The organism is Bacillus sp. XT-2 (genome assembly GCF_025696525.1).
Lineage (GTDB): Bacteria > Bacillota > Bacilli > Bacillales > Bacillaceae > Bacillus > Bacillus halotolerans.
The window spans coordinates 584,546-605,780 of the sequence record NZ_JAHVOC010000002.1; the positions used below are offsets into that span (position 1 = coordinate 584,546).

Below are 21,235 nucleotides of genomic sequence, written 5' to 3' on the forward strand. Positions count from 1 at the left end.
TTGTGAAAGATCGCTTTGAGTTAGTCTCAAAATACCAGCCCCAGGGAGATCAGCCGAAAGCCATTGAAAAGCTTGTCAAAGGCATTCAGGAGGGCAAGAAGCATCAGACTCTGCTGGGTGCAACAGGAACGGGCAAAACATTTACGGTGTCCAATTTGATTAAAGAAGTCAATAAGCCGACACTCGTCATTGCCCATAACAAAACCCTTGCCGGACAGCTTTACAGCGAGTTTAAGGAATTTTTTCCGAACAATGCTGTCGAGTATTTTGTCAGCTACTATGATTATTATCAGCCGGAGGCGTATGTGCCTCAAACGGATACATTTATAGAGAAAGATGCCAGCATTAATGATGAAATTGATAAACTCAGACACTCCGCTACATCGTCTCTGTTTGAACGGAGAGATGTGATTATCATTGCGAGTGTGTCTTGTATTTACGGTCTCGGTTCGCCTGAAGAATACCGTGAAATGGTTGTGTCATTGCGTCCTGAAATGGAAATTGAGCGCAACGAGCTGCTTAGAAAGCTTGTTGACATTCAATATGCCCGCAACGACATTGATTTTCAGCGCGGTACGTTTCGTGTGCGCGGAGATGTAGTGGAAATTTTCCCGGCATCCCGTGATGAACACTGTGTAAGAGTCGAGTTTTTCGGAGATGAAATTGAACGGATTAGGGAAGTGGACGCCCTGACCGGAGAAATTTTAGGCGACCGTGAACATATCGCGATTTTCCCGGCATCCCACTTCGTTACGCGGGCCGAAAAAATGGAAAAAGCGATTCAAAATATCGAGAAGGAGCTTGAGGAGCAGCTGAAGGTCATGCATGAAAACGGCAAGCTTCTGGAAGCGCAGCGCTTAGAGCAGCGGACGAGATATGATCTTGAAATGATGCGGGAAATGGGATTCTGCTCCGGCATTGAGAATTATTCAAGACATTTGACGCTTCGCCCGCCGGGTTCAACGCCGTATACGCTTCTCGATTATTTTCCTGACGATTTTATGATTGTGGTGGATGAGTCGCACGTGACGATTCCTCAGGTGCGCGGCATGTTTAACGGAGACCAGGCGAGAAAGCAGGTGCTGGTGGATCACGGATTCCGTCTTCCGTCAGCGCTTGATAACCGCCCGCTCCGGTTTGAAGAATTTGAAAAGCATATGCACAATATCGTCTATGTGTCAGCCACACCAGGGCCGTATGAAATTGAACATACAGATGAAATGATAGAGCAGATCATCCGTCCGACAGGGCTTCTTGACCCGCTTATTGACGTGCGGCCGATTGAAGGCCAGATTGATGATTTAATCGGTGAAATTCACGCGAGAGTTGAACGGAATGAACGGGTGCTTGTAACGACTTTGACGAAGAAGATGTCAGAGGACCTAACCGATTATTTAAAAGAAATCGGCATCAAGGTTAATTATCTGCATTCAGAAATTAAGACGCTTGAACGGATCGAAATTATTCGTGATTTGCGTCTCGGCAAGCATGATGTGCTCATTGGCATCAACCTCCTGAGAGAGGGGCTTGATATTCCGGAAGTATCCCTGGTTGCGATTTTAGATGCGGATAAGGAAGGCTTCCTGCGTTCGGAGCGTTCGCTTATTCAGACGATCGGACGGGCGGCGAGGAACGCGGAAGGCCGTGTCATCATGTACGCCGATAAAATGACGAAGTCTATGGAAATTGCAATTAATGAAACGAAACGCCGGCGCGAGCAGCAGGAGCGGTTTAACGAAGAACACGGCATTACGCCGCAAACGATTAATAAAGAAATTCGTGACGTGATTCGTGCGACTGTGGCTGCTGAGGACAAAGCGGAGTATAAAACAAAAGCTGCGCCGAAGCTGTCGAAAATGACGAAGAAAGAGCGTCAGAAAGTCGTCGAACAAATGGAGCACGAAATGAAGGAAGCCGCCAAGGCGCTTGATTTTGAAAGAGCCGCGGAGCTTCGCGATTTACTTTTAGAGTTAAAAGCGGAAGGATGATGAAAGAATGGCTATGGATCGGATTGAGGTGAAGGGAGCAAGGGCGCACAACCTGAAAAATATTGATGTGACCATTCCGAGAGATCAGCTTGTCGTTGTCACGGGCCTGTCTGGTTCAGGGAAATCCTCCCTTGCCTTTGATACCATATATGCAGAAGGGCAGAGACGATATGTTGAGTCGTTATCCGCCTATGCCCGCCAGTTTTTAGGGCAAATGGATAAGCCTGATGTCGATGCGATTGAAGGGCTTTCTCCTGCCATCAGCATTGACCAGAAAACAACGAGTCGAAACCCGAGATCTACTGTCGGTACGGTAACGGAAATTTATGATTATCTGCGTCTTTTGTATGCGAGAGTAGGAAAGCCGCATTGCCCGGAGCACGGAATCGAAATCACGTCACAGACCATTGAGCAGATGGTGGACAGGATTTTGGAATATCCGGAGCGGACGAAGCTTCAGGTGCTGGCGCCGATTGTGTCCGGCAGAAAAGGCGCTCATGTAAAAGCGCTTGAGCAGATCAGAAAACAAGGCTATGTCAGAGTCAGAATTGACGGCGAGATGGCCGAGCTCTCTGATGAGATCGAATTAGAAAAGAATAAAAAACATTCAATCGAGGTTGTCATTGACCGGATTGTGGTAAAAGAAGGCGTAGCAGCCCGTCTGTCGGATTCATTGGAGACAGCGCTTCGATTAGGTGAAGGGCGTGTCATGATTGATGTGATCGGTGAGGAAGAGCTGATGTTCAGTGAGCATCATGCCTGTCCGCATTGCGGATTTTCAATCGGTGAACTTGAGCCGCGGCTTTTTTCATTCAACAGCCCATTCGGAGCGTGTCCAACGTGTGACGGTCTAGGTATGAAGCTCGAAGTTGATGCAGATCTTGTCATTCCCAATCAAGATTTGTCGTTGAAAGAGAATGCAATTGCCCCTTGGACGCCGATCAGCTCACAATATTATCCGCAGCTTCTTGAAGCGGTCTGCACCCATTACGGCATTGATATGGATGTACCGGTAAAGGATCTGCCGAAGCATCAGCTGGATAAAGTCCTTTATGGAAGCGGAGATGACCTGATTTATTTCCGTTACGAAAATGATTTCGGGCAAATACGCGAAGGTGAAATCCAATTTGAAGGCGTATTGCGCAACATTGAAAGACGTTACAAGGAGACAGGCTCGGATTTCATCCGTGAGCAGATGGAGCAATATATGTCCCAAAAGGCTTGTCCGACTTGTAAAGGTTATCGGCTAAAGAAAGAGGCGCTTGCGGTACTGGTCGACGGACGTCACATCGGAAAAATTACCGAGCTGTCTGTCGGAAATGCCCTTGATTTCTTCAAAGACCTTACGCTTTCTGAAAAGGATATGAAGATTGCCGATCTGATTTTGCGGGAAATTGTGGAGCGTTTAAGCTTTCTGGACAAAGTCGGACTTGATTATCTGACACTGAGCCGGGCAGCGGGAACATTGTCCGGGGGAGAGGCGCAGCGGATCAGGCTGGCAACTCAAATCGGTTCGCGGTTATCCGGTGTGCTTTATATTTTAGATGAGCCATCAATTGGTCTGCACCAGCGTGATAACGACCGTTTAATCAGCGCGCTGAAAAACATGAGAGACCTGGGGAACACACTGATCGTCGTAGAACATGATGAGGATACGATGATGGCAGCCGATTATTTAATTGATATCGGCCCGGGTGCCGGCATCCACGGAGGACAAGTTATTTCCGCGGGAACTCCGGAAGAAGTCATGGCAGATCAAGATTCGTTAACAGGCAGTTACTTATCAGGGAAGAAATTTATCCCGCTGCCTCCCGAAAGAAGAAAACCGGACGGCCGCTATATTGAGATTAAAGGCGCTTCAGAAAACAATCTGAAAAAGGCAAATGCCAAGTTTCCGCTAGGGACGTTTACAGCGGTTACGGGTGTATCAGGATCGGGAAAAAGCACCCTCGTCAATGAAATACTTCACAAGGCATTAGCGCAAAAGCTTCATAAAGCAAAAGCGAAGCCAGGCAGCCATAAAGAAATCAAAGGCCTCGAACATTTAGACAAAGTCATTGATATTGATCAGGCGCCGATCGGAAGAACGCCGCGGTCAAATCCTGCGACATACACCGGTGTTTTTGATGATATTCGCGATGTATTCGCACAGACAAATGAAGCGAAAGTCCGCGGCTATAAAAAAGGCCGTTTCAGTTTTAATGTGAAGGGCGGACGATGTGAAGCCTGCCGCGGAGACGGGATTATAAAAATTGAAATGCATTTCCTTCCTGACGTATACGTGCCATGTGAAGTGTGCCACGGCAAACGCTACAACCGGGAAACACTTGAAGTGACATACAAAGGAAAAAGCATTTCTGATGTGCTTGATATGACGGTCGAAGATGCTCTTTCTTTTTTTGAAAATATCCCGAAAATTAAGCGCAAGCTCCAAACCCTGTACGATGTTGGTCTTGGTTATATTACGCTCGGCCAGCCGGCGACTACCTTGTCAGGCGGTGAAGCGCAGCGGGTGAAACTTGCATCTGAACTGCATAAACGCTCAACCGGCCGCACGCTGTACATTTTAGATGAACCGACAACAGGTTTGCATGTCGACGATATCGCCAGACTTCTTGTCGTGCTTCAGCGTTTGGTTGATAATGGGGATACAGTGCTTGTCATTGAGCATAATCTTGATATCATCAAGACGTCTGATTATATTGTTGATCTGGGGCCCGAAGGCGGAGCCGGAGGCGGCACCATTGTCGCGTCGGGAACACCGGAGGAAATCACTGAAGTGGAAGAGTCGTATACAGGGCGTTATTTGAAGCCTGTTATGGATCGTGACAAGAAGCGCATGAAGTCACTCTTGGAAGCGAAAGAAACTGCAACATCTTAAAACCCTCTTTTCAGAGGGTTTTCACTTTTCTTTGCAGTATTTATTAAAACGTCTTCTTATACAGCTGCCGGCTCACATTCATTAAATCTTGAACAATATGAGTGCTGCTGCTGTCCAGGAGAACTTTTATATATTGAATGTCATGAGAGATGGGAAGAGGTCCGTGAATCTGTTCAAGCTCGGCTAACATTTCACGGTTCATTCTTTTTTGTTCATGAATCAGTTTTAAAACGGATTCTTGTGTTACTGTATAGTCACTGGGATCTTTCTCCATTGCTTGTCCAGCCTCCTTGATTGCCGTAAGCTTTTTACATATTGTAATCGGTACGGCTGAAAGATTCTACTTCTAAAACTTTTTAAAATCCAATTTCCGTAAATGGAAGCATGTCTAAAGGATGATTTTGAAACCTCTGGAGGTTTTATACGTATATCTATCTAAGTAAAACGTCCTGACTTATTGTCACGGATGATTAACGATGGGAGTGGAATAAATTGAACCGTAACCAAGCCATAATTGCATCACTTTGTTATTTCAGCGTCTTTATCGCGCCGGTCATTGTGCCGATTGTCGCTTATTTTGTTGTTGATGAGAAAGAGACAAAACATCACGCGATACGTTCTCTGCTTTCTCACATTGTTCCTTTTGCCGGCTGGCTGGTTTTATTTATCGCTTTTCTTGGCGGGGCTATTGCCATAGATGGGGACAGTGTGATGCCTGTATTTGTGATGATTGGCGGTGCAATCGTATATTTCTTAGTTGTGATTGGCATTATGATTTGGAACGTCATTCAGGGCATTAAGGTGCTGCGTGCAGCATAAGTAGATCATAGGGAGGAGATCGAATGAAGCAGGAAAAGGAACGAATCCTCAAGCTTGTGGAGGAAGGAAAGCTGACGGCACAGGAAGCACTGACGCTGATTGAAAAGCTCGACGGCGACTATAAGGAAAAAGAAGAAAAAATCACGGCTCTGTCAGTTAACGTTCATGAAGAGGATGAGCCATTCACAGCGGCCAAAAAAGAGGGCAACAAGCCGTCTTTAGGGGCGAAGCTGTTCGATTGGATTGATTCTGCTGTGAAAAAGGTCAAAGAAGTTGATCTTGATTTAAACTTCGGGCATTCGTTTGACGTACAGCATATTTTTCAATTTAAGGATACTGATTTTTCCAGTGTGGAGCTCCAGATCGCAAACGGCAGCGTAAATATTGTTCCGTGGGAAGACGAGGATATCAGAGCGGAATGCCAGGCGAAGGTATATCGCACTGACAGCCAAGAAGCAGCAAGAGACGCTTTTCTTCAGCATATTGAATGTGAAATCAAAGGAAATAAGTTTTTTATCCGTACAGAAAAGAAAACGATGAAAACCAATGTCACATTGTATATTCCTCAGAAGGAGTATGATAAGATTCGGGTGAAGCTGTTTAACGGACCGATCAGAGGGGAACATTTACATGTAAAAGAGTTCTCGGCGAAAACGACAAATGGCGTGCTGTCGTTCTCGAATTTGACGGCTGAAAAAGCTTCGGCAGAAACGGCGAACGGCCAAATTAAGCTAGCCAATCACAATTGCGGCACGATAGAAGCGGAAACCATTAACGGGCTGATTGATCTGCGCGGAAAAAGCGAATCCATTGATGTTCAAAGCTTTAACGGAAATATCGCGATTACTGTAACAGAATCAGACTGCCGCTCGATTTACACAAAAACGACGACTGGAAATGTGGAGCTGTCGATTCCGGATGATCTTGCGGTGAAGGCTGAACTGAAAAGCAATCTCGGCTCGCTGTCCCACGAATTAATAGATGTTGACATGCTGAAAGAAAAAAATGATACCATTCAAAAAGAAATGATGTTCACTTCTAATCAAGCACATGATCAAAACATCGCCGTTTTCTCCGAATCATTAACTGGCGCCATCAAATTAAAGTATACACAGAGGTGATCGAATGAATAGATTATATCGTTCAGAAAAAAACAGGAAAATGGCCGGCGTCATCGGCGGCCTGGCGGAGTATTTCAACTGGGATGCGTCACTCCTCAGAGTGATAACCGTCATTTTAGCCGTTATGACAAGCGTTATTCCTGTTCTGCTCATATATATCATTTGGATTTTTATTGTTCCGTCAGAAAGGGATATGAAGTAACATGGTCAAATGGGCAGTCAGCATTTTAGTAAATGCTTTATTATTAATCGTCATTGACGGTTACATTGATTCCATTCATATCAGCAGCATCGGGGCAGCGATTATTGCCAGCCTCATTTTATCAATCTTAAACGTGCTGATTAAACCGCTCTTGATTATCTTTACGCTGCCTGTCACAGTTGTGACGCTGGGTCTCTTTTTGTTTGTGATTAATGCCATCACCTTGATGATGACAGCGTCCATTATGGGTGACAGTTTTCAAATTGACGGCTTCGGATCAGCCATCTTGGCATCTGTTGTCCTGTCGGTGTTCCATTTGCTGATTCAAAAAGGCATTTTAGAACCGCTTCGAAAAAAATAAAAGCTGCCATACAAATGGCAGCTTTTTTACATAAGATGTTTTTCTTGTTTGATGTCATGTTTCGCCTGATGCATATACGGCAGAAGGCAAAAGCTCAATATGGCAAATGCGATACCCAAAAGGCCAAAGGACATGACAGACGGCATCCGTGTCAACAGATAAGCTGATATCATCGGGCCGGCCGCCATACCTGTATATCTGACAAAGTTAAAGATTCCGATCGCGCTCCCCCTGTTGTGTTCAAACTCATTGGTGATCATCGTGGAATACAGGGGAGGAATAACCCCCATCGAGACACCGAACAGCGCCAATGTGAGAGCCATAAGAATGATCGAGACGGAATGGGTAAAAGCAAATAAAATGATGCTGACCGCTGCAATTGAATTGCTGTAGACAAACAATGTACTTAAAGGAACTTTTGCCTGTATGTTTTTAAACAGAAAGGTACCAGCGATTGTGCTTAACGCCAGAGGCAAATATAACAGTCCCGCTATCTGTACATCCATATGATAATGTTCCGTCAGCAATATCGGAAGATAGACAATAACCGCAAAATAAATGAAAAAGAGAAAAAAGCTTAAGGTCAGAATGACATTTCCAGCTCTGTTTGTGAAAATGGATTTATAATGAGTAAGCAAACTGCTTGATTTTGCATCTTGCTTTGATCCGCTATGAGAATCCTTAGGGAAGAAAATGCTGTTTGTTGCTAATAAAATAACAGAGATCACCGTCAGCATCCAAAAGATCCCTTCGTGTCCGTAAGCCCCGCCGAGAAATCCCCCGAGGACAGGAGCAATAGCCGGGGCGGCCGAAAGCTGCATTTGATACGTACCCATGGCATTTCCGCGATCATTGCCTGTAAATAGCTGGCCGATTGTGGTGGCTGCAATGAGAGGGAGTGCTGCGGAACCGGCTGCCTGTACGATTCTAAAAATAAGAAACAAAGTAAAATCAGTGGTGACGGCACACACGAAACTGGCTGCCGCCGTTGCCAGTATTCCGGCAAGCAAGACATAACGCGCGCCTTTAAAATCGATGATGGCGCCCAAAATAATTTGCATAATGGCTGTCACAATCATAAAAACTGAAATTGTCAGGTTTACGAGGGTTACAGAGACATGGAAAGATTCTTTAATAATCGGGATGATGGGTGAATACATATTTTGGCTTAAAGAAGCAAAAAATGCGCTGAAACAAACAATATACAAGATCAGCATTGCTTTTGATTTCGTTTGAGCCATAAAACAACCCCCTTTTTTACTTTACAGGTTTCTCTGAAGTATCATCTGTTTGCTCAGCTTCAAGTCTGGAGGTAAGCTGTTCTAAAAATTTCAATACAGCATTCTGTTCATCTTGTGAGAATGAATCAAGGAATTGGTAAAATGCCAGCTCCTTTTTTTTGTGCAGTTTTTCATGCAAATCAAAAATCTGTCTGCCTTTACGGGTTAATTTGAAATAGACTTCTTTTTTGTTATCAGTCAGCTGATAGCGATTGATAAATTCTTCTTTGATCAGTTTTGTGCTGATTTTCGTTACGTTCGCTTTTGATAAGTTCATTTTTTTGGCAATTCCCGTATTATTAATCGGTTCATGTTGGCCAATACAGTCAACGACATGGATGCTAGTGATGTTTTTGGGAACATCAATCACATCTTCTTCTGCGGCCTCCTTAAAGAACTGCTGAAGTGAAGTATTCGCTTTTTGTTCATTAAGATGCAGGAGCCGAACGTATATGTCGTATATCAGCTGTTTTGTCAGACCGGACATAGGCTACCTTCTTTCTTTGAATGAATGGTTTACCAGGAAATAATAAAAATTGTTTACCGGTGAACGATTTGATTTTATCTGTACTTGTTTTTGTTGTCAATTGCTGGTGCTTAAGGAAGCTTAAAAATGACCAGTAAAAATAGTGTGAAAACCATGGCATTTACACTTATTTTCAATTTTTTAGGGCTGATGATATTGACACATGGCAGAATAAGGGATGGAATGACCGATGTTTACTGATAAACATTAATTGTGGTAATCGTCTATGAAATGAAAAAAGGTTATTTCTGAAAATGATCCGTTGAAGCTTTAAGTGCTGTCTATCAATAATCCATCTCATTTTAAGAGGTGAATGAGATGGAAGCTGTACCGTGCTTATCTCTTTTTAATGCGAACTCTTGTATCGCTTGAAATCATTCATTATGAAGGCTGTTATCCATCAATCTGCCTCTCTGATTTTATCGTTAACCGGTTTAACTTCAAGAGGCCGATGTCTTTTTGTTCTTTTTGCACAAAAATTAACTCATAAGCTTCCCTGTTCAGACGCAAAATACGTGAAAAGGGAGGTGTCGTGATGAGAAAATACACAGTCATAGCTTCTTTATTATTGTCTTTTCTGTTTGTTCAGTCTGGCGGCTATCATGAAGCGAGGGCTTTGCCCGTCATAAAGCAGGAACCGTTCCAAACGCCTCATTACATACCCTTGCTTGAAAACCCTCCTCAAATTGAAGTGAAGGCTGAAATGAAGGGCAACCTGATCATTCAGGCGCACGTGAGTGACAGTGAGTATCAATCGTTTTCTGCCTTTTTGTTTTATAAACAAAGCAATGAACTGGGCTATAAAATGGTGCCGATGGACCCAACCCCTGGAGCTATCCGCCAGTTTTTGGCGCAAATTCCGAAGAGGTCAATCTGGAATAGCGAGCTCGAGTATTACATTGTGTTCTCGAATGGAAAGCAGCAGGTGGAGTCAGAAACGAAGACACTGAAGCTGGATGGATTTCAGGCTGATCTCGCCCATATCCCGGAGCTGCTGATCACCGAGCTTGCGGTTGATACAAAAAATACCGGGCGTACAGACGGTTATGAATTTATTGAGGTATATAATACAACCGACAGAACAATTGATTTTAAAGATTATCACATCCGATATCGCTATCCGAAGGAAGGGCCGGACTCCGATTTGATTTGGAGACCTGATCAGCGGGTCGTCATTCCTTCTGGCGAAACCTGTGTATTTTGGCTCAAGCCTGCCGGACATCCTGAGTTGACAGCGGATGATTTTAACCGGCACTATCAGACACATTTGAGAGAAGGGGAAAATCTGTTGGTGCTGGAAGGAACAGAGGGCATGGCGAATACCCGGCCGCGTGCGGTTGCGATATCGACGAATACAGGGAAGGATATTTCAGTTGCGCACTACAGAAAGCATGCGCTGCGCCGCCTGTCGTCTGTGCTTTATAAATATCCTCTCGATGGAACAGCGGAACTGCTCAACATTTCAATAGCAGAAAAAAATCCGTCGCCAGGCTCGGTTTTACAGGCGCAGGTTCCAGAGCAAAAACGAAAAATGATGCTTGATAAAGAAAAGCCGGTTATAGAAGATTTAACAGACCGCAAGCCTGTCCGTCCGGCTGAAAGCATTGAACTGCGGGCTGACATACGTGACCGCAGTTTAGTGAAAACGGCCGCCTTTTATTATCGGACAGATGAAAACAAACCGTTCAAACGCATTTTCGCTGAAAAAGACCGCAACGATCATTTGTACCATTATATTGTCTACTCACCTGAGCTGATCGGGAAGGATCAGCTTGAGTATTACGTCGTAGCCGGTGACGGGATTAATGAAGCGAAGACGCCTGTCAAAATGATTGATATTAAGCAAACAAGCAAGTCGCACGGTTTGCGGATGAATATAGAAAACAGAGATACACTTTCGGGGACACAGTTTCTCAAAGCGACTACGGATGGGCGGACTGACAGCATTAAGTTGTGGATTGACGGAAAAAAACAACTGACAGAGCCCGCCATGGAAAAAGAAGTATATTTTGCGTTCGATACCCGAAAAACGAACCTTTACTTTAAAAATGCTGTAACGATGGACGGCAAGGTGCTAAAAGTCTTCGATGATACGACAAATAAATACCGCACCTACTCTGTCCCTCTGCCGGAGACGCTGCTTCAAAAAGGGAATCAGCTGCAGCGTATCACGATACGATCGGGTTCAAAGGTATCTCCGTTTGATACGGCTGAAAACCGTGATGACTTTTTAGTCAAAAATGCCCGATTGGTATTATCGGATGGAACGGTGATCAGGGATGAGCGTATTTCTCCCGAGAAGGAGCTTTTTATTGGGGATAATCAGCGCTCAAATAAAAGCTGGCCGTTTCAATTTCATTTGCCTGACGGACTGTTTACGTCACAGCTGCTGAAGTGGGATACAGAGAAGCTGACTGAAGGAGCCCATCATATTGCAGTAAGCGACGGGAATGAAAACCTGAGTTTTGTAGTGCGGGTTGATAATTCAGGGCCGCACATCGAACCGAATGTGACGGACGGACAGACGTATAAAGGAAATCTGGTTCTGCAGGCAGATATGTTTGATAAATGGAGCAAAATAGAGGAAACAGAGGCATTTTTAGATGGTGACAGCATTACGCTCCCATATCATACGTCAACTTCTGAGCTGTCTCCGGGCAAACACACGCTGAAAGTCTCAGCAACAGATTTGGCTGGCAATAAAACGGTTATTGAGCGGACATTTAAGACAGAGCGGGAGCATCCGGACCAGCCGGAAATCGTAAATAGCGATGCCGATACGCACAAAGCCAAGCTTTCGGTGCGGGTGAAGGATCCGACGAATGATGCGATGGATGTGTCTTTTTACAGAGGCTTTCAATATACCGCGCAAAACAGAAATAATGTGAAAATTTTTAAGCATGCGTCACTGACTGAACCTCCGAAGAGCTTTGTCCCGGAAAGCGAGACGCCGTTTACCAATGAAGAAATGAATCGGGTGTCAGGAGCTGACGGAAAAACAGTATCAACTGAAGAGAAGGAGCTTTTTCCTTATCACCGTTTTGAAGTGACGGTTGACCCGTCCATTGATGAGAATGATTTAGCTGAAGCCGTTTGGAGAGGAAGCTCTCTGCCAGGGAGAAAAGTGACAATGTACGCTTGGAATTACCGGACAAGCCAGTGGCAGCCGATTGACAGCTTCGTTGCCAAAGATGACAAACAGTTCACGCTAAAGGCGTCTGTCATCGCTTCCGATTATGTACGGAAATCTAAGGTGAATATCATTGTTCAGGACGAAATTCCTCCTGCGAAGGATATGTATACCTTTGTCTGGATGTCAGACACGCAATATTATGCAAAAAGCTATCCGCATATTTTTGATAAGCAGACTGCATGGATCAAAAATACCCAAAGGAAGCTGAATACGAAATACGTGTTTCATACAGGGGATATTGTAGATGATTCCGCGGATATCAGACAGTGGAGAAACGCTGATCAATCAATGCGTGTCCTGGACAACAGCGGAATTCCTTACGGCGTGCTGGCCGGAAACCACGATGTCGGTCATAAGGACGGCTCCTACAGGGCATTTGGCAAATACTTTGGCAGCCACCGTTTCGATAAGAGACTGTATTATGGCGAATCGTACAAAAATAACCGCGGGCATTATGACTTCATATCAAGCAGCGGCAATGATTATATCATGCTGTACATGGGCTGGGGCATCACGGACGAAGACATCGCATGGATGAATCAAGTGCTGAAGAAGCACCCTGACAGGACAGCTGTCTTAGCTTTTCATGAATATTTACTCGTAAGCGGAAACAGAAGCCCGATCGGCGAGAAAATTTTCAAGAAAGTTGTCAAGCCGAACCCGAATGTCGTGATGGTGTTAAGCGGACATTATCACAGCGCGATGAGAAAAACAGATGAGCTGGATGATGACGGAGACGGAAAACCGGATCGTCTCGTACATCAAATGCTTGCTGATTATCAGGGCGGGCCCGAGGGCGGCCAGGGATATTTGCGTTTGATGCAGTTTGACCAGGCAAACAATGTGGTGCATGTATCCACATACTCTCCGTATTTGGATGATAAAAACTTTTATGATACAGATAGTTACGGCAACAAGGATGAGTTTACGCTGGAGCTTGATCTGAAGCCAAGAATGAAAAGAGTAGAAACCGATTATTTTGAATGCAATGTCTATACAAACGAACAGCTCGGAAAACGCGAGAAAGTGAAAAGCGGGGAAACCGCCGAATTCCTTTGGGAGAATCTAGAGCCGAGTTCTGTTTATTATTGGTACACCATTGTGGAAGACAGCTTTAACGGAAAAACGAAATCACCGATCTGGAAGTTCAAGACGAAAAAAGAAACCTATCGTCCAGCGCCAGACCAGTTTGATTTTCGCCGTGTCTCCAATCCTTAAAAAGGGGTTGGAGATTTTTTTATGACAGCCGATCCATGTAGTGAACAAAAGTATAACGGTCGCCCCTGTATACAGATTTTACATGCTCAAAAGCAGTCCCGTTCTGCAAATACGTTGTTCGTTTAATCAACAGGACTGGCGCCCCCTCTTGGATGCCGAGCATGCTTGCTTCATCCTGTGTTGCGGCGCTCGGTTCAAGCTCTTGTTTGGCGCGGGAAATCGGCGTGCTGTTGTACCTTTCGATATGCTCGTAAATCGACGACTTGAAATGAGACTGATTTAATTCACCTGCCAGCTCAAATGGGATGTGTGAGGCTTCGATCGCCATAGGAATATCATTCGCCAGCCGAACCCGTGTGATTTTGTGGATGCGGGACGGGTGCCCGCACCCTAGTATGGCGGCCAGCTCCTCAGTCGAATCGATAAGCTGATAATCGATGAGCCTGCTGCTCGGCCTCATACCGCGGCTTTTCATATCTTCGGTAAAGCTTGTAAGCCCTTGGAGCGCTTGCTCCATTTTTAACTTGCTGACAAAGGTGCCCCGGCCTTTCTGGCGATAGAGAAAACCTTCATTGACCAAATTAGAAAGCGCTTGGCGCACTGTCATCCGGCTGATCCCGAATTGCTCGGCATATTCCCGCTCGGAAGGAAGCGGCATATCCGGCTTCAGTTCTCCGCTCTTTATTTGGGCTTTTAATTGCTCCATAATCTGATAATAAATCGGGATAGGAGATTGTTTATCGATATTCATAGCGAAAATCCTTTCAATGCCTGAATCCCGCGGCTTCTTGATCAATCAAAACCGAAACGTTAGGATGCAGATGCAAAGCAGACGCAGGGAATTCCTCGTTGACTTGTCCGTCCAGCAGCCGTTTGGCAGCTTCGGCTTTGCTTGTGCCGGAGATAAGCAGAAGAATCTGCTTGCTTGAGAGAATCGTTTGAATCCCCATTGTAACGGCTTTTTTTGGCACACTGTCAATGGAGGGAAAATATCTGGCATTGGCCTGACGGGTTTGTTCATTTAATGCCACGACATGTGTGCGGGACTGGAATGATGTACCTGGTTCATTAAAGCCGATATGCCCGTTCCGGCCGATGCCGAGAAGCTGAATGTCCGCTCCGCCAAGTGATTCAATCAATTGTTCGTAGCGTTTGCACTCGGCTTCCAGGTCACCTGCGTTTCCATCAGGAATAAAATGCCGGCTCGGTTGACTGTCGATATGCTGAAAGAAACGGTCATTCATATAGCAGTGATAGCTGTTTGGGTCATCACCGGAAAGCCCGGCGTATTCATCTAAATTAATCGTGGTGATGTTTTGAAAAGAAAGATTCTCTGTTTGGTGCAGGCGGATCAGCTCGCGGTACGTGCCTTCCGGTGTCCCGCCTGTTGCTAAACCGAGAACGGCATCAGGCTTTTCCCTGACTGTTTCAGCCACAATGCCGGCAGCTTTTTGGCTTAATGCCTCATACGATTGACATTCGATTACTTTCATATATGATCAGCCTCCTTGGATTTAAATGCAATGTTTCCGCGGCAAACGGTGAGAAGCACCTCACATTCACTGCTGACAATTACAAGATCCGCATCTTTTCCCTCTGTTATACTGCCTTTTCGGTCAAAGATGCCAAGCTGTTTGGCCGCGTTTGCTGAAGTTATATTTGCTATATCCGTCCAAGAGCAATTCGTAAACGCGCGCATATGCCGGGCGCTTTCATTCATTTTTAAAATCGAACCGGCAAGCGTCCCGTCCGAAAGAAGAGCTGTTTTTCCCTTTACTGTCACACTCTGTCCGCCGAACTCGTAGACTCCGTCTTTCAGACCTTTCGCCCGCATCGAATCGGTGATCAAGATAAGCTTGCTGCTGCCTTTTGCTAAAAAAGCAAGCTTTGCCGCTAACGGATGGGAGTGGATACCGTCAGCAATAAGCTCTGTGACATAACCCTCATGGGCAAGGGCTGTTCCGATCACTCCGGGTTCACGATGATGAAACGGGCTCATCGCATTGTATAAGTGAGTCATATGGCTGGCGCCTGCTTCAAAGGCTTCCAAAAGTAATGCGGAGTCTGCATCCGTGTGTCCCATTGACGCGATAATCGACTCATCCTTTAAATAACGGATCAGCTCAAATTGCTGGTCCTCCTCCGGCGCAAGCGTGACGATTTTGATCAGTCCGCCTGCCTCCTGCTGCCACTTCTTGAAAAGTGCAAGATCTGAGGGCCTGATCCATTCCTTTGGCTGCGCTCCGGCCCTTTTAGGTGAAACAAAGGGACCCTCCAAATGAATTCCGATCAATTCCGCACCTAAGGAAGAGGATTCCTCCGCAGACTTCCAATCTCTCGCATTTTCGAGAGCTTGAGAAATTTGGCCGTGCTCCTGTGTGATGGTTGTCGCTAAAAAACTCGTTGTGCCTTCCTCAGGCAGTCTTGAGGACATGGCATCGAGCGCGGAGAAGCTCGCATCCATTGTATCTGCGCCATAGCCGCCGTGAATATGGATATCAATCATTCCCGGAAGCAATACGGCATCCTTTGGGCCTTGAATTTCCTTTGAGTACTGCTCTTTTGGCCGTTCTGTTGAGACAGCGCTGATTTTTCCGTCCTTGACTCCAACATAGCCGTTTTTGATCACTTCATTTTCTGTCACGATACTGATTCCGCTGAGAAGAAGACTATCTGCCATAAATGATCCGCCTTTCTGGAATATGAATACGTTTATTTTACTCTTTTTCAGACTAGTGATCTAGACCAGCTGACACGTTTGCCAGTCTTTTATAAAATCTGTTTTAGGTTCAAGCCCGAAAGTGATAAAATGAAATTATTGTTGAGCAAGCTCGGGTTATCCCGGAACAGGAGGAACATATCGTGGCAAAGGTTCGGACAAAAGATGTAATGGAACAGTTTCATTTGGAATTAATCAGCGGTGAAGAAGGTATTAACCGCCCGATTACGATGAGCGATTTATCAAGACCAGGCATTGAAATTGCCGGATATTTTACATATTACCCCAGGGAGCGCGTACAGCTTCTGGGGAAAACAGAGCTCTCTTTCTTTGAACAGCTGCCGGAAGAGGATAAAAAGCAGCGAATGGACTCTCTATGCACGGATGTAACACCAGCTATTATTCTGTCTAGAGATATGCCTATCCCGCAGGAGCTCATTGACGCTTCCGAGAAAAACGGCGTGCCTGTCCTCAGATCGCCTTTGAAAACGACAAGACTGTCAAGCCGATTGACCAACTTCCTAGAAAGCAGACTTGCGCCAACCACAGCCATTCACGGTGTGCTTGTCGATATATATGGAGTAGGGGTGCTGATCACAGGGAAAAGCGGCGTCGGAAAAAGTGAAACCGCGTTGGAGCTTGTGAAAAGAGGCCACCGCCTTGTTGCTGATGATTGTGTTGAAATTCGGCAGGAGGATCAGGATACCCTTGTCGGAAACGCCCCTGAGCTCATTGAGCATCTGCTTGAAATTAGAGGGCTTGGCATTATTAACGTCATGACGCTGTTTGGTGCCGGTGCGGTCAGAAGCAATAAACGAATTACAATTGTGATGAATCTTGAACTCTGGGAGCAGGGCAAGCAATACGACCGTCTTGGACTCGAAGAAGAAACAATGAAAATCATTGATACAGAAATTACAAAACTCACGATCCCTGTCCGTCCGGGACGAAATCTCGCGGTCATTATTGAAGTGGCTGCTATGAACTTCAGATTGAAGCGGATGGGCTTAAACGCCGCTGAGCAATTTACCAACAAGCTGGCGGATGTCATTGAAGACGGTGAACAAGACGAATAGGAGTTGGCAATAAATGAATGAAGCGATAGAACCACTCAATCCGATAGCGTTTCAGCTGGGGCCGTTAGCCGTCCATTGGTACGGAATCATTATCGGCCTCGGTGCTTTGCTGGGGCTTTGGATTGCCATGAGAGAAAGTGAGAAACGAGGACTGCAGAAAGATATTTTTATCGATCTCGTCCTTTTTGCGATCCCAATCGCGATTATTTGCGCACGGATTTATTACGTTGCATTTGAATGGGATTATTATGCCGAACATCCGGGGGAAATCATAAAAATCTGGAAGGGCGGCATCGCGATTCACGGCGGCTTAATCGGTGCCATTTTGACAGGCTATGTCTTTTCGAGAGTGAAAAACATTTCTTTCTGGAAGCTTGCGGATATCGCGGCGCCAAGCATTTTGCTCGGTCAGGCGATCGGCCGCTGGGGAAACTTTGTCAATCAAGAGGCACACGGGGAGGCGGTCAGCAGAGCCTTTTTAGAAAACCTGCACCTGCCTGAGTTTATCATCAATCAAATGTACATCAACGGCCAATATTATCATCCTACTTTTTTATATGAATCACTATGGAGCTTTGTCGGCGTTATTATACTGCTTCTTTTGCGCAGAGCGAATTTGCGGAGAGGCGAGCTGTTTTTAACCTATATCATTTGGTATTCAATCGGAAGGCTCTTTATTGAAGGAATGCGGACTGACAGCTTAATGCTGACGAGTTCGCTTCGCATCGCTCAGGTGATCTCAATCGTATTGATTGTTTTGGCTGTAGCAGCCATCATCTTCAGACGCGTCAAGGGGTACTCGGCGAAGCGTTACGCAGAGTAGACGGTAACAAAGGGGGATGAGGGATGAAGAAGATTTTTCTGGCCGGTCTTGCGGCAGGTCTTCAAACAACATGGACACTCGGCAAAGTCATTTTTCCGGTAACGCTGGTGGTCACTTTGCTTCAGCATACGCCTGTCATGGATTGGCTGGTACGGCTGATTACACCGGTGATGGGCCTGTTCGGGCTTTCCGGTGAAGCGGCGATCCCGCTTGTTCTTGGGAATATGCTGAATCTGTACGCGGGGATTGCCGGGATATTGACACTGGATTTATCCGTGAAGGAAGTTTTTATCTTAGCGGTGATGCTTTCATTCTGTCATAACTTGATTATCGAATCGACAGTCGCAGCAAAGGTCGGGATCAGGATTGGCATCATATTGGCAGTGCGCATTGGTTTGGCAGCTGTTTCTGCAATCGTCATCAATCTCATCTGGCATGGCGGGCAGGAAACAGCGCAGTACGGTTTTATCGCTGCAAGGGGTGATGCGCCTGACGGCTGGCTGGCGATGCTGGCCGAGGCTTTAATGAAAGCCGGTCTTGGCGTTTTGCAGCTGGCGGCAATTGTGATCCCGCTGATGATCATCATTCAATTTATGCGAGACTTAGGCTGGCTGCACACGTTTTCGAAGTGGCTGTCTCCGTTTACGCAGATGCTCGGCATGAATAAAAATACCTCGATGACAATGGTGGCCGGCTTGACAATCGGTCTGGCCTACGGAGCGGGTGTCATGATTAAAGCAGTCGAAGATGACGGCGTTGGCAGGCGCGACATGACACTGGCCTTTATTTTTCTCGTTGCCTGCCATGCCGTCGTTGAAGACACACTTGTCTTTATTCCGCTTGGCATTCCAGTTTGGCCGCTTCTGCTGATCCGGGTCACTACGGCTGTGCTGCTGACGATGGCTATATCGTATACGTGGAAAAAATGGAAACCCTCAGCGGTTGGAAAGGAAGCAGTATGACTGATAAACAAGTTACGACAATTCTGTTTGATTTAGACGGAACCCTTATTAATACGAATGAATTAATTATCGCGTCATTTTTGCATACGCTGGAGCATTATTACCCGAGCCGCTATAAACGTGAAGATGTGCTTGCGTTTATCGGCCCGTCTCTTTTTGAAACGTTTTCTTCAATGGATGCTGAGAAAACTGAAGATATGATCAGCATGTACAGAACATACAATCACCAGATGCATGACACACTTGTCACTGAATATGAAACGGTTTATGAAACGCTGGATGAACTAAAAAAAGCAGGCTTTACATTAGGAATTGTGACAACAAAATTAAGAGATACTGTCAATATGGGCCTTAAGCTGACGGGAATCGGCGAATTTTTCGAAACCGTTGTTACACTTGATGACGTCACGATGGCAAAACCTGATCCCGAGCCTGTTCTGCTGGCGCTGAAACAGCTGGGAAGCGAGCCTGCGGAAGCCATCATGGTCGGCGACAACTATCATGATATTCTGGCGGGTAAAAACGCCGGCACAAAAACAGCCGGGGTCGCTTGGACGATTAAAGGCCCGGAAGCGCTGGCGAAACATGAGCCTGACTATATGCTTGAGAAAATGAGTGATCTATTACAAATCGTTGGAGTGAAGTAATCTGTGAGAAAAACAGACCGGCATCCGGTATCAGGTGCTAACTCACTGTGGCATGTCTATCAAACGGTGCCTTTTTTGAAGGTAGTGAAGAATTTCATGATCATTCAAATCGCGAGATACACACCGTTTATAGGGATGAAAAACTGGCTGTACCGTACATTTTTGCGGATGAAGGTCGGAAAGCAGACATCCTTTGCCCTCATGGTGATGCCCGATATTATGTTTCCGGAAAAGATCTCAGTCGGAACGAATTCAATCATCGGATACAATACGACCATTTTGGCCCATGAGTATTTAATTCAGGAGTATCGAACCGGTAAAGTCCTGATCGGAGACGAAGTGATGATCGGAGCCAACACGACCATTCTGCCAGGCGTAGAAATAGGGGATGGCGCAGTCGTGTCCGCCGGAACGCTTGTCCATAAGGATGTGCCAGCCGGAGCATTTGTCGGCGGAAATCCGATGAAAATCATATACACAAGGGAAGAAATGCAGGAAAGAATAAAAAGCCCGCTGAATAAATAGCGCGGGCTTTTTTTTGTATATTAAAATTGGGTATTGTTTTTTTCCGTTACGTGCTGGACGCCGATCCATTTCTTGCCGACGTTGGAGTATCTTGTGTTCGTCATGGTGACAGTGCTCGTTTTACTGTCCGTACGGAAAATCGCTTCCTTCATGTTTGTGATGGTGCATCTGTCGATAATGACATCGGTATGGAAGGTCGACCCGCCCAGCTGTCTAATAAACTTTCCGCCGTTATCCGCAGTGAAGTTTTTCACTGTAAACGTGCTGGCTTTATTGATTTGAAAGATTTTATCAGAAGCTTTTTGAGCAGAACCGCCGTCAATGGTTACTTTTCCTTCCTTCTTCACAGTTAACGCGTCCTCACCGACATCTTCCCACGTCACATTCTGAATGTTAACGTTTCCATAAGTGTGCACGCCATCAGCAGCAGGAGCTCCGAGCACTACATTTTTCAGAGTTGCTCCGTCTTCCACACGAAAAACAGGCTTTTGGTTTTCGGATTGGCTTCCGTCACCCAATTCTTTTCCTGCTACAAACCGCTGTCCCTTCCCGTCATATGTTGTATTTTTTGGCACGATAATTGTTTCATGAACCACTTTGTCAGCTGCAAAAGCAGTTGATGTCTGAAACTGGCTGAAGCCCATAACCAAACTGAACATAAATAGGATAGACACGATTTTTTTCAATGATAAAATCCTCCCCGGGTATCTTTAGTTTTGTAAGAGAAGCGTCAGCATCTTGCACCGGCTTCTCTCACATAGATCGGGGCAAGGCTGAATCTGTTTTAATCATAAAAATAGCCAGCCTGAAAGTAAAGACAAATTTGGATGGAAAATGGAAAATGCGTCATTGTTACCTGATTTAAACATCAAGCATGAGTATTGGCGTATTTGC

General features: G+C 45.6%; 19 protein-coding genes. 12 read left to right on the plus strand and 7 right to left on the minus strand.

The features are described 5' to 3' along the window. The first annotated feature begins 2 nt into the window (after window positions 1–2). Both uvrB and uvrA read left to right on the plus strand, forming a co-directional pair. On the plus strand, window positions 3–1,988 hold the full coding sequence (gene uvrB / locus KXD37_RS09045) for an excinuclease ABC subunit UvrB (protein WP_010332039.1): 1,986 nt from the start codon (window positions 3–5) through the stop codon (window positions 1,986–1,988). Between the two features lie 7 nt (window positions 1,989–1,995). Beyond that, window positions 1,996–4,869 (plus strand): excinuclease ABC subunit UvrA, encoded by a 2,874-nt coding sequence (gene uvrA / locus KXD37_RS09050; protein WP_151174547.1) that lies wholly within the window; start codon window positions 1,996–1,998, stop codon window positions 4,867–4,869. A gap of 43 nt (window positions 4,870–4,912) precedes the next feature. Here the strand turns inward: uvrA and KXD37_RS09055 are convergent, their stop codons facing one another. After that, on the minus strand, window positions 4,913–5,143 hold the full coding sequence (locus tag KXD37_RS09055; protein ID WP_024123000.1) for a hypothetical protein: 231 nt from the start codon (window positions 5,141–5,143) through the stop codon (window positions 4,913–4,915). A 218-nt stretch (window positions 5,144–5,361) separates the two neighbouring features. Here KXD37_RS09055 and KXD37_RS09060 point away from each other — a divergent pair, with 218 nt between their 5' ends. Genes KXD37_RS09060 through KXD37_RS09075 form a run of 4 tightly spaced genes read left to right on the plus strand, consistent with a single transcriptional unit; the run spans window position 5,362 to window position 7,372 of the window. Then, on the plus strand, window positions 5,362–5,688 hold the full coding sequence (locus KXD37_RS09060; protein ID WP_188323338.1) for a hypothetical protein: 327 nt from the start codon (window positions 5,362–5,364) through the stop codon (window positions 5,686–5,688). A 23-nt stretch (window positions 5,689–5,711) separates the two neighbouring features. Beyond that, entirely contained in the window at window positions 5,712–6,809 is a 1,098-nt protein-coding gene (locus KXD37_RS09065; protein WP_263463488.1) for a DUF4097 family beta strand repeat-containing protein, read from the plus strand. 4 nt (window positions 6,810–6,813) lie between these two features. Then, the gene (locus tag KXD37_RS09070; RefSeq protein ID WP_024122997.1) at window positions 6,814–7,011 is read left to right on the plus strand and encodes a PspC domain-containing protein; all 198 of its coding nucleotides are present in this window, start codon (window positions 6,814–6,816) and stop codon (window positions 7,009–7,011) included. A 1-nt stretch (window position 7,012) separates the two neighbouring features. Further along, entirely contained in the window at window positions 7,013–7,372 is a 360-nt protein-coding gene (locus KXD37_RS09075) for a phage holin family protein (RefSeq protein WP_010332033.1), read from the plus strand. Between the two features lie 26 nt (window positions 7,373–7,398). On the opposite strand, the gene KXD37_RS09080 is transcribed toward KXD37_RS09075, so the two are convergent. Next, a complete protein-coding gene (locus KXD37_RS09080; RefSeq protein WP_106019628.1) occupies window positions 7,399–8,613 on the minus strand; it encodes an MFS transporter in 1,215 nt (404 codons plus the stop codon). A gap of 16 nt (window positions 8,614–8,629) precedes the next feature. Then, entirely contained in the window at window positions 8,630–9,139 is a 510-nt protein-coding gene (locus KXD37_RS09085) for a MarR family transcriptional regulator (RefSeq protein ID WP_188323337.1), read from the minus strand. A gap of 574 nt (window positions 9,140–9,713) precedes the next feature. Between KXD37_RS09085 and KXD37_RS09095 the strand changes: the two genes are divergently transcribed. Next, the gene (locus KXD37_RS09095; protein WP_263463489.1) at window positions 9,714–13,589 is read left to right on the plus strand and encodes a metallophosphoesterase; all 3,876 of its coding nucleotides are present in this window, start codon (window positions 9,714–9,716) and stop codon (window positions 13,587–13,589) included. A 19-nt stretch (window positions 13,590–13,608) separates the two neighbouring features. Here KXD37_RS09095 and KXD37_RS09100 read toward each other — a convergent pair whose 3' ends face one another. From KXD37_RS09100 to nagA, 3 genes are read right to left on the minus strand one after another with little or no spacing between them, the layout of a single operon-like run. Then, the gene (locus KXD37_RS09100; RefSeq protein ID WP_101859884.1) at window positions 13,609–14,340 is read right to left on the minus strand and encodes a GntR family transcriptional regulator; all 732 of its coding nucleotides are present in this window, start codon (window positions 14,338–14,340) and stop codon (window positions 13,609–13,611) included. A gap of 13 nt (window positions 14,341–14,353) precedes the next feature. Then, complete coding sequence (gene nagB, locus KXD37_RS09105; protein ID WP_103671272.1) at window positions 14,354–15,082, minus strand: glucosamine-6-phosphate deaminase; 729 nt, start codon at window positions 15,080–15,082, stop codon at window positions 14,354–14,356. Continuing rightward, window positions 15,079–16,269 (minus strand): N-acetylglucosamine-6-phosphate deacetylase, encoded by a 1,191-nt coding sequence (gene nagA, locus KXD37_RS09110; RefSeq protein ID WP_255002050.1) that lies wholly within the window; start codon window positions 16,267–16,269, stop codon window positions 15,079–15,081. Before nagA ends, nagB begins: the two co-directional genes overlap by 4 nt. Before the next feature lie 182 nt (window positions 16,270–16,451). Between nagA and hprK the strand changes: the two genes are divergently transcribed. Genes hprK through hprF form a run of 5 tightly spaced genes read left to right on the plus strand, consistent with a single transcriptional unit; the run spans window position 16,452 to window position 20,341 of the window. Further along, the gene (gene hprK, locus KXD37_RS09115) at window positions 16,452–17,384 is read left to right on the plus strand and encodes an HPr(Ser) kinase/phosphatase (RefSeq protein WP_010332023.1); all 933 of its coding nucleotides are present in this window, start codon (window positions 16,452–16,454) and stop codon (window positions 17,382–17,384) included. Between the two features lie 13 nt (window positions 17,385–17,397). Further along, window positions 17,398–18,207, plus strand: a complete 810-nt coding sequence (gene lgt / locus KXD37_RS09120) for a prolipoprotein diacylglyceryl transferase (protein WP_044159380.1) — start codon at window positions 17,398–17,400, stop codon at window positions 18,205–18,207. A 23-nt stretch (window positions 18,208–18,230) separates the two neighbouring features. Continuing rightward, window positions 18,231–19,169 (plus strand): nucleoside recognition domain-containing protein, encoded by a 939-nt coding sequence (locus KXD37_RS09125; protein ID WP_095712934.1) that lies wholly within the window; start codon window positions 18,231–18,233, stop codon window positions 19,167–19,169. After that, window positions 19,166–19,816, plus strand: coding sequence for a pyrophosphatase PpaX (gene ppaX / locus KXD37_RS09130; RefSeq protein WP_024122986.1), 651 nt, complete (start codon window positions 19,166–19,168; stop codon window positions 19,814–19,816). Before KXD37_RS09125 ends, ppaX begins: the two co-directional genes overlap by 4 nt. 3 nt (window positions 19,817–19,819) lie before the next feature. Then, window positions 19,820–20,341: a heptaprenylglyceryl phosphate O-acetyltransferase gene (gene hprF / locus KXD37_RS09135; RefSeq protein WP_095712936.1), complete on the plus strand. Its 522-nt coding sequence runs from the start codon at window positions 19,820–19,822 to the stop codon at window positions 20,339–20,341. 20 nt (window positions 20,342–20,361) lie between these two features. Here the strand turns inward: hprF and pelC are convergent, their stop codons facing one another. Beyond that, window positions 20,362–21,027 (minus strand): pectate/pectin lyase PelC, encoded by a 666-nt coding sequence (gene pelC / locus KXD37_RS09140; protein WP_010332018.1) that lies wholly within the window; start codon window positions 21,025–21,027, stop codon window positions 20,362–20,364. Window positions 21,028–21,235 lie beyond the last annotated feature (208 nt).

What these genes read in the sequence shown, in the direction of transcription:
- uvrA (WP_151174547.1), top strand. Translation starts at nt 1,996, where the DNA reads ATGGCTATGGATCGGATTGAGGTGAAGGGAGCAAGGGCGCACAACCTG.
- KXD37_RS09055 (WP_024123000.1), bottom strand. Translation starts at nt 5,143, where the DNA reads ATGGAGAAAGATCCCAGTGACTATACAGTAACACAAGAATCCGTTTTA.
- KXD37_RS09065 (WP_263463488.1), top strand. Translation starts at nt 5,712, where the DNA reads ATGAAGCAGGAAAAGGAACGAATCCTCAAGCTTGTGGAGGAAGGAAAG.
- KXD37_RS09070 (WP_024122997.1), top strand. Translation starts at nt 6,814, where the DNA reads ATGAATAGATTATATCGTTCAGAAAAAAACAGGAAAATGGCCGGCGTC.
- KXD37_RS09075 (WP_010332033.1), top strand. Translation starts at nt 7,013, where the DNA reads ATGGTCAAATGGGCAGTCAGCATTTTAGTAAATGCTTTATTATTAATC.
- KXD37_RS09080 (WP_106019628.1), bottom strand. Translation starts at nt 8,613, where the DNA reads ATGGCTCAAACGAAATCAAAAGCAATGCTGATCTTGTATATTGTTTGT.
- KXD37_RS09085 (WP_188323337.1), bottom strand. Translation starts at nt 9,139, where the DNA reads ATGTCCGGTCTGACAAAACAGCTGATATACGACATATACGTTCGGCTC.
- KXD37_RS09095 (WP_263463489.1), top strand. Translation starts at nt 9,714, where the DNA reads ATGAGAAAATACACAGTCATAGCTTCTTTATTATTGTCTTTTCTGTTT.
- KXD37_RS09100 (WP_101859884.1), bottom strand. Translation starts at nt 14,340, where the DNA reads ATGAATATCGATAAACAATCTCCTATCCCGATTTATTATCAGATTATG.
- nagB (WP_103671272.1), bottom strand. Translation starts at nt 15,082, where the DNA reads ATGAAAGTAATCGAATGTCAATCGTATGAGGCATTAAGCCAAAAAGCT.
- nagA (WP_255002050.1), bottom strand. Translation starts at nt 16,269, where the DNA reads ATGGCAGATAGTCTTCTTCTCAGCGGAATCAGTATCGTGACAGAAAAT.
- lgt (WP_044159380.1), top strand. Translation starts at nt 17,398, where the DNA reads ATGAATGAAGCGATAGAACCACTCAATCCGATAGCGTTTCAGCTGGGG.
- KXD37_RS09125 (WP_095712934.1), top strand. Translation starts at nt 18,231, where the DNA reads ATGAAGAAGATTTTTCTGGCCGGTCTTGCGGCAGGTCTTCAAACAACA.
- ppaX (WP_024122986.1), top strand. Translation starts at nt 19,166, where the DNA reads ATGACTGATAAACAAGTTACGACAATTCTGTTTGATTTAGACGGAACC.